An 8434-nucleotide genomic window follows, 5' to 3' on the forward strand; every position below is an offset into this window, starting at 1 on the left:
AATTTTTTAAGGAGTTTTCATGTTTTCAGAAATTTACGTAACTGATTTTCACACTTTAGTTCAAGCCATCCAAGCCGGAGCCAAGAAAATCCTCTTAGGAGCGGGAAATTTAGATCAAGCTGTCACCGTCTCTAAAGGTTTTATCGCCGAAGCTAGCAAATATGCTCACGAACACCAAGCTTCCGTGACTCTCATCATTAAAGCCAAGGCCCAAGGCTATGTCTACTCTGACATTGAAGCCAAAATGATGGAAGCTGATATTTTCGAAGCCCAAGCTTTGGGCGTAGATGCAGTCGCTATCGGAGCCTTAACTGATGCGGGCCGCTTAGATTTAGATCTTATGGAACAATTAAGTGCCAGCGCTGGTGGCATGCAAGTCGTAGCAAACTTTGCCGTAGATGAAATTCAGGCTGACGCTCAAACAGAGGCTTTCACTTGGTTAGCTGACCATGACTTCGATAAAGTGATGACCACAAATGCTGGTGCTTTAGCCACTAGCGACCTCTTCTACTTAGAAGTTAGTGAGCAACGTTTAACAGAAGCTTTAAGTGGTAAAACGGCTGTGATTACTACTAAAATTTAACTATATCAAAAAAACTGGGATGCTCATAAACCCAGTTTTTTTAGTGGTATAAATTCCAAAAAATTTGAATGGTGCCAAAATAAATTAAGGCAGATAACAAGTCACTAATGGTCGAGACTAAAGCCCCGGGAACATTTGACGCATCTTTACCTAATTTCTTAAAAATGATAGGTAACAAGCAACCAAGGACATTGGATATCGTAACCGCGATTAATAAGGCTAAACCTAAGATTAATCCAAAATCCAAATCTTGTTGCCAAATTCCCGTAATAACGGCAAATAAAATTCCAGAAAAGAATCCCACAATCAGCCCTGTCAAGGCTTCATTAGCCACCATCTTGGCAGTACTTTCTTCTTCATCATCCTTGTCAGCAATCCGAGTTGCTGACACAGCTAAACTTTGGGTCCCAGCATTCCCAGATGCCCCCATGACCATAGCAATAAAGGTCACCATCAAAGTATCTTTTTGAATTAAGGTTTGGTACCAAGAAATTACAACGGCAGTGGTTATTCCTAAAATTAATAAGCCCAGTGACCAAGGTAAACGCTTAAGGGCAGCTTGCCAAGGATTACTAGGTAAATTATCCACATCAACCCCCGCCAAACCAGAGTAATCTTGGGCTGATTCTTCATCGATAACGTCAATAATATCGTCAACGTTGATAATCCCAATCATCTTACCTTCAGGATTAGTTACCGGCAAGGCAATAAAATTATAGTCCCGAATAGTTTGGGCAACTTCTTCTTGGTCTTCTTGGACATCAACTGACATAACTGGTCGATTCATAATATCAGAAATCAAGGCATCATCATCATTGGTCAGTAAATCTCGCAGGGTTAAAACCCCTTGGAGATTTTCCTCGTCGTCAATAACATAAATATAGTAAATTGTTTCCGCATCTAGAGCTTCCTTCTTCATGACATGCAAGGCCGAACGTACCGTTTGGTTACCAGTAATAGCGACATATTCGGTGGACATAATGGCCCCAGCCGTCTTGTCTTGGTAGTGCAACATCCCACGAATTTCTACCGCCGCTTCAGCAGGGAGGAGTTCCAAGTATTGATTTAAATCCTTGGCTTTAGCATAGGCTAAAATATCGACGGCATTATCCGTATACATCTCATAAATGACATCTGCCGCATATTGAGGAATCATCTCTTTGAAGTAGTTAACTACTTGATCTGGCTCTTCTTCAATAGCATTGAACATATCCCCCATTTCCACGGGTGACAGATAGCGGTAAATCCGATTTCTCTGGGTTTCATCAAGTTCACTAAAGATTTGGGCTTGTTCATAGACGTGCAAGTCTAGGTATGCCTTGCGGAATTTACCTGCTTGTTGACTTTCTAAATAACTAATAATTTCTTCTTTTTGTTCCGGCGTGGTTAAAGTTGTTTCAGGCACATTAACCCCTCCTTTCGCTAGTTAATCCCTCCCGCTGCAATAATAGCCTGCATATCTGCTGGAAGGTCGGTAGTAACTTCCACCCATTTTTCTAATAAAGGTTGATAAAATTTTAAACGTTGACAATGTAAAGCCTGTCTCTGAATTAAAGGCGTACGCATCCCGGCATAAAAGCGATCCCCGACTAAGGGATGACCCAAAAATGCCGTATGAACCCGAATTTGATGCGTTCGACCGGTATGCAGGCGAACCCGTAAGAGTGATGCCTGATGGAGTTGCTGGGTTACAAAGAGTTCAGTACGCGCCGCTTGACCGTCAGGTCGCACTTCTCTTAACATAATGGAATCCTCTTTCCGGCCAATCGGAGCCCGGATATCATAATAATCCTGCGCCAATTGGCCTGAAGTAATGGCCACATATTCCTTTTCAATGGCATGATTTCGCAACTGCTGATCCACTAAAGAATGAGCATAGCGGTGCTTCGCCAGTAAAACTAAACCGGTAGTGTCACGGTCCAGCCGCGTCGCAATATGGGGGACTAAGCCGTGATATGAACGCACTTGGTAGTACCCCGCCACCCGGTTAACCACACTATCTAAACGATGAAGATGAGACGGAATCGAAGCCAGATGATCGGGCTTATCAAGAATCAAAAAATCCCGATCTTCATAAACTACTTTAATAGGCACAAAGGATTTAACTAAATCCGTTTTACGAGCAGTTTCCGTTGGTAAAGTCACAGTTACCTGATCACCAGAGCTTAACATGTCCACCATCCGTCCTTCACGACCATTGACGGTGTATCCCCCATTATTATTTCTGATTTGAGCCAAAAAACGACGTGAAAGTCCTTTATCTTTCAAAAAAGTCCGCACCTTGGTTGGGCCAGGTCCGTTATAAGTCCAATTAATTTCCATCTTCTTCTCCAATAAAAGCTTCTTGCACCCGATGCCAAAAATGATTGTGCCGATATTTAGCAAAACGGATTCTTTCCTTAGCAATTTTATAGCGAATTTGTTCAATATCACGGTTATAGTAACTCTTGGAATCAACGGTTAACATCAAGTCTTCCTTACGCTCCCGGCTTTCCATTAGACTCAAAGTAATCCAATCATTGGAAGCAATAATCATGGGAGAAGCCAAGGTCCGAAAAACACGGTTATTGATAGAACCAATTTCAGCTAATTGTAAAACATCCATATCCGGGTGGATAACCGCCCCACCGACAGACTTGTTATACGCCGTTGAACCAGTAGGGGTCGAAATACATAAACCATCGCCGCGAAAACGTTCAAACTTTTCGCCTCCAACATAAACATCGGTTACCATAGTAGAACTGGTTCGCTTAATAGTGGATTCATTTAAGGCTAAATAATGACTTGGTTGACGGCTTTTATAGGTTACCCAAACATCCAAGAGTGGATAAGACACTGATTGACGGTTATCAGATTGGAGACTTATCACCAAATCATCAATTTCATCATCTCGCCAGTCAGTATAAAAACCTAAATGACCTGTATGCACCCCGACAAAACGAATTTGATCTAATTGCTTACGGTAGTGATGAAAAGCCGACAAAAGGGTGCCATCGCCCCCAATTGTGACCACAATTTCCGGATTTTCCATATCCAAAATAAAATGTCGGTCACGCATCTTTTTTTCTAATTTCTCTTTGACGCTTTGGGATTTGCTCCCCGGGTTAGCATAAATCGCTACTCTCATGGCCTTTTACCTCACTCGATTTCCTTGATACTTTTTTGTTGGAATAAAGCTTGTGCTTCCTTGATTTCTCCCCGAATGGCTGACATTTCTTGATCCAGTAAGAAAGCAGCTTCAGCCGCGGTGGTCAAGCGTACTGCCAAATTTTGGGGAAATTCTCCTTGATATTTATAATTCAATGAATGTTCAATAGTCGCCCAAAAGTTCATCGCTAAAGTCCGAATTTGAATTTCAGCCTTAATTTCCTTAACCCCATCCAATCTTTGTAGTGGGTAACTAATAACGATGTGATAGGATCGATAACCACTGGCCTTTTGGTTGGAAACATAGTCTCTTTCTTCTAAAACCTGCATATCCGTCCGTTTTTTAATCATAGCGACCACTTCATAAATATCTTCGACAAATTGACACATAACCCGTACGCCGGCAATATCTTCCATCTCTTGACTTAAATCTTCACGGGCGATATGCCGCCGAATCATTTTTTCTTTAATTGAAGGCACAGGTTTGACCCGCCCCGTCACGAATTCAATCGGTGAGTGCACTAATTCTTGACGATATTGAGTGCGAAATTGGCGAAGCTTGAGCTTTAATTCAGCAACCGCCTGTTCGTAAGGGTTTAGAAATTCTTCCCATGCAAATTCCATAAATTCACGCCCTTCTTAGCATCATACAGTTTCTTATTATAACACTTGTCTATCAATCATTGTAGGAAGTAAGCATATCAATTGCAAAAAAAATAAAGTTTGTTAAAGTAAAGATAGAAAATAAATCTAAGGAGGCTGAAAGATGCTTGAGTTATATCTTTTTGTCAATCCGCTCGGACAAACCTGTTATCAAGTTGAACAAGAATTGCTCCAGCTAATTCAGCAGAGTCCGACTAAAGTTAATCTACGTTTTATTCCCTTTTTAAACTTACAAACGGCCTCGAATTTAGTACAAGAAAATCCCCATCGTAATTGCCATGAACTCTCAAAGGAACTCAGCCAAGCGGCCCTAGACTATAAGGCCGCCCTTTTCCAAGGACAAAAGCGTGGCCGACAGTTTTTAATGAAAATTCAAGAAGGTTTTGCCCAATATGGCAGTTATAATCACGATTTAGTCTTACAAGCTGCCAAAGCTAGCCAACTTGACTGGGACATGTTTGCAAGTGATCGCCAAGCAGAATTTACCATTCAATCCTTCCACAAAGACCAACGTTTGGCCAACCAAATGCAAGTTAAGGCCAATCCTACGATTGTCTTGGAAAATGTTGATAATCTTGATTGTAGCTTAGTGCTTTCGATACATGAGTTCAAGGAAATCTTACCACAAATTCTACCAAGCTCTGAACCTAAGTCTTGTCAAATGAAACTCTGTACAGAACACCAAAAACATTTTAATTAAAAATGGTTACCACCTTTACTAAAGGTGATAACCATTTTTTATTTGGATAATAGCTTTTCTAATTGGTCTAAACGTTGAGCAAAGACTGCAAAAGCTTTGTCTAAGTAAGCCGCTTGGGTCATATCCACCCCGGCAGCTTGCATAGTTGCCAGTGGTGTCTGCGAGCTTCCAGACTTGAGATAAGTTAAGTAGGCCTCCGTCTTAGCTGGGTCTCCGCTTAAAATACCTTCACTCAAAGTTGTTGCGGCCGCAAAACCGGTCGCGTATTGGTAAACATAGTAATTATAGTAGAAGTGCGGAATTCGTGCCCATTCCAAGTGGATTTCAGGATCATCGGCAATTTCAGGGCCATAATATTCACGGTTAACTTGACCATAGTAGTCTGACATTGCTTGAGCCGTTAAAGGATTGCCTTGAGCATCTTGTTCATGAAGCCACTTTTCAAATTGAGCGAATTGCGTCTGTCTGAAAACCGTTCCTTTGAAACCATCTAGGTAGTGGTTAATCACGTAAGCTTGAATCTCAGGATCAGAATTATTTTCCAAAAGGTATTGAGTCAAGAGATTTTCATTGGTGGTTGAAGCAATTTCTGCCAAGAAGATTGGATAGTCCCCGTATTGGTAGGGTTGATTTTTCCTAGTCAAGTAGGAGTGCATACTATGCCCCATCTCGTGAACTAAAGTAAAGAGATTATCCAAATTGTCTTGCCAGTTCAATAAAATGTAAGGATCAGTGTCGTAAACCCCAGAAGAGTAAGCCCCGCTACGCTTGCCTTGATTTTCTACTACGTCAATCCAACGGCTATCAAAAGCCTTAGCTACTTGGTCAACATAGTCTTGGCCCAAAACCTTCAAGGCTTCTAAAGCTGTCTGTTTAGCATCTTCATAGCTAAACTTCATACTTGGTTCACCCGTTAACGGTGTGTAGATGTCATACATGTGAACTTGTTTTAAGCCTAAAACCCGTTTGCGTAAAGCAACATAGCGGTGTAAAAGTGGCAAGTGGGCTTGAGTCCGGTCCAACAAAGTATCGTAAACCGCTTCGGGAATTTCATTATTGGCCAAAGCTGCCTGTCGAGCGGAATCATACTTACGTACTTGGGCACTAAAATTGTGCGTTCGCACATGAGTACTCAAGGTTTGGGCTAAAGTATGTTGAAATTGGCCGTAAACCTGGTAGAGTTGCTTGAAGACTTTTTCTCGAACTTGACGATTACTGGATTCTAGAAGGCGACCATAAACTCCGTTAGATAATTCTAATTCATTACCTTGATCATCTTCAATGGTTCCAAAATTTAAGTCCGCATTATTCAAAGTACCAAAGATATTTTCAGCAGCTCCAAAGATATCACTAGCCCCGGCTAAAAGTGCTTCTTGGTCTTGAGAAAGGACATGAGCTCTTTGGGCCGTTAATTGATCCAAGAAACGTTGGTAATCCTTGAGCTTAACATCACTTGCGATTACAGTAGCTAAGTCCTTTTCAGGAACGGCCAACAATTCTGGTTGGAACCAGGCCGTCTTCTCGGCTACTTGAGCATAAAGCTTTTGAACCTTAGCTGATAAGGCCTGAAATTCAGCTTGACGTGTGTCTTGATCATTTTTCATGCTGGCGTAAACATACAGTTTTTCCAACTTACGGTATAAACTAAGATAAGCTTCTAAAATACTTAAGAGTTTGGCTGGCTGAGCCTTTAACTGGCCGGCTTGTTGATTAAAATCAGTGGCTAAACCTTCAACCAAGCTAAAGTCAGCATCAAAATCGGCTTGGTTCGCATAAATTCGGCTTAAATCCCACTTCAGTGCGGGAGCAATTTCTTCTCTTTGAGGAAGTTTCTTAACATCTGCCATAAATTAATCATTCCTTATCATAAGTTAATTTATCTAATATTTTACGAAACTAGGCTCTAAATTGCAAGTTAGCTAACTCAGTCTGAAACAATTGCCAGGTCAATTTCCAAAAACAATTTTGATTTATAAAAGGAGTTTGATGGCAGTGCATTTCTTGTAGAAACATTTCTGAACTCATCCTCTCTAAAAAACAATGTGCTCGCCACCAACAACTATCGCTGACATAGATGGGCGGATAGTAAAAAGGTGCTACATAAAGACTGTTCGCTGCTTGAGCAGTTTGGTGGTGGAGATAACAATAATTAGCCAATTCCTGACGTCTGCCTACCGTCCGTAAATAATTTCGCCTTTGAAGACTCCTTTCTTCATCATTCAAGGTGCGAAAGGGAAAACGCAATTTCCGCTGCATGAAGTTTCGGAGTTCATGCAAATTGGCTACCCGCTGATACATATAGCTTAAAGGAAGGCAATCAGCTTGTTGAATATTGTAGTAAAGATCAAAACACTTGGAACCAACATTCAAAAATACCAGGTAAAAACCCAGATTGTCACTATAGCGTAAAAATTTTGCCACCGCCTGACTCAATTTCCGTCTCTGCTTACTAAAAGGATGATTTTTATTTTTACCAATAAACCAGAAGTAATCTAGACCATCAGCTTGATAACCGGCAGAGCGAGCAATTAATTTTTGTACTGGCAAAGATGCACACTGAAATTCAAGTGCTATTTGGTGATTCCCACGCGTAATTAAGACGTCAGGTCTCTGCTTGAGGTCTGACAAATAAGCCTCTAACTGAGCCGTAAAACCTGCCTGCTGGCTCCATTTAAGTAACAATTGTTTTCCCCCTAAATGCATCTCGGTTTCACCTTCACTAAAAATCCGACAGTCTTGCTGTCTTTGGTGGGCAAAGTGACTACGTTTGGTTATTCCTTGGCGTAAAATCAAAGTTTGAGCACATCCCGGACAGCGGTAATGGCCATCTTTGTGCGCTTCTTGTGCTAAAATTAAGCGACCGGTCTCATCTTTTGCGTATAACATATAAAAATACCTCCTTATATATTAAATACGCAAAAAAATTAATTTTTTGACAAAAAACTAAAAAAACCTTCCTTTAAAGGAAAGCTTCATTTAGGTCAACTACCCCTCTCTAAAGAGAGGGGCTTGCAAGGTTGAACCTTACGGTTCTCTGTTACAAGTTGCATAGATACAGACTGCATACCAGCATAGCCAGTACGTCTTACACCTAATTACCAATGCCTTTATAGTCCGCCAGTTGCCCACGGACTTGAGCCTAGTTTGATATACTAGGCTTTTTCTTTAGCTAATTTTTCTAATCCTTTGGCTAGAATATTCTTACTGGCATTCCAATCTCTAATGTGGTGTATATGACAATTAGGACAGTCCCACTCTCTATCTTTGAGAGTTAATTTGTTAGTTCCATTTTTACCCATAACAAAGCCACAATCATGACATGTTTGTGTAGTATTTCTAGG

Annotated in this window: 9 protein-coding genes; 2 read left to right on the forward strand and 7 right to left on the reverse strand. The window is 41.0% G+C overall.

What is annotated here, in order from left to right:
* Positions 1 to 19 precede the first annotated feature (19 nt).
* On the forward strand, positions 20 to 583 hold the full coding sequence (locus FC36_RS08665; protein ID WP_056986848.1) for a copper homeostasis protein CutC: 564 nt from the start codon (positions 20 to 22) through the stop codon (positions 581 to 583).
* A 40-nt stretch (positions 584 to 623) separates the two neighbouring features.
* On the opposite strand, the gene mgtE is transcribed toward FC36_RS08665, so the two are convergent.
* The 4 genes from mgtE to yjbM are packed head-to-tail and all read right to left on the reverse strand — an operon-like array spanning position 624 to position 4354.
* On the reverse strand, positions 624 to 1988 hold the full coding sequence (mgtE, locus tag FC36_RS08670; RefSeq protein ID WP_025020927.1) for a magnesium transporter: 1365 nt from the start codon (positions 1986 to 1988) through the stop codon (positions 624 to 626).
* 17 nt (positions 1989 to 2005) lie between these two features.
* Positions 2006 to 2905, reverse strand: a complete 900-nt coding sequence (locus FC36_RS08675; protein ID WP_023860202.1) for an RluA family pseudouridine synthase — start codon at positions 2903 to 2905, stop codon at positions 2006 to 2008.
* Positions 2895 to 3710, reverse strand: a complete 816-nt coding sequence (locus tag FC36_RS08680; protein WP_023860201.1) for an NAD kinase — start codon at positions 3708 to 3710, stop codon at positions 2895 to 2897. Before FC36_RS08680 ends, FC36_RS08675 begins: the two co-directional genes overlap by 11 nt.
* 11 nt (positions 3711 to 3721) lie before the next feature.
* Entirely contained in the window at positions 3722 to 4354 is a 633-nt protein-coding gene (gene yjbM, locus FC36_RS08685; RefSeq protein ID WP_023860200.1) for a GTP diphosphokinase, read from the reverse strand.
* Positions 4355 to 4496: 142 nt separating this feature from the next.
* Between yjbM and FC36_RS08690 the strand changes: the two genes are divergently transcribed.
* Positions 4497 to 5093 carry a DsbA family protein gene (locus FC36_RS08690; protein ID WP_023860199.1) on the forward strand — a complete coding sequence of 199 codons (597 nt, stop codon included), beginning with the start codon at positions 4497 to 4499 and terminating at the stop codon, positions 5091 to 5093.
* A gap of 38 nt (positions 5094 to 5131) precedes the next feature.
* Here FC36_RS08690 and pepF read toward each other — a convergent pair whose 3' ends face one another.
* From pepF to FC36_RS11665, 3 genes are all read right to left on the reverse strand, one after another.
* On the reverse strand, positions 5132 to 6940 hold the full coding sequence (gene pepF, locus FC36_RS08695) for an oligoendopeptidase F (RefSeq protein ID WP_023860198.1): 1809 nt from the start codon (positions 6938 to 6940) through the stop codon (positions 5132 to 5134).
* Positions 6941 to 6989: 49 nt separating this feature from the next.
* Entirely contained in the window at positions 6990 to 7979 is a 990-nt protein-coding gene (locus tag FC36_RS08700; protein ID WP_025020926.1) for a competence protein CoiA, read from the reverse strand.
* Between the two features lie 266 nt (positions 7980 to 8245).
* Positions 8246 to 8434: zinc ribbon domain-containing protein (locus FC36_RS11665; protein WP_156409569.1), on the reverse strand; the 189-nt coding region annotated here is incomplete at its 5' end.

Origin of the sequence: Ligilactobacillus equi DSM 15833 = JCM 10991, from assembly GCF_001435735.1 — a bacterium.
Taxonomy (GTDB): Bacteria; Bacillota; Bacilli; order Lactobacillales; family Lactobacillaceae; genus Ligilactobacillus; species Ligilactobacillus equi.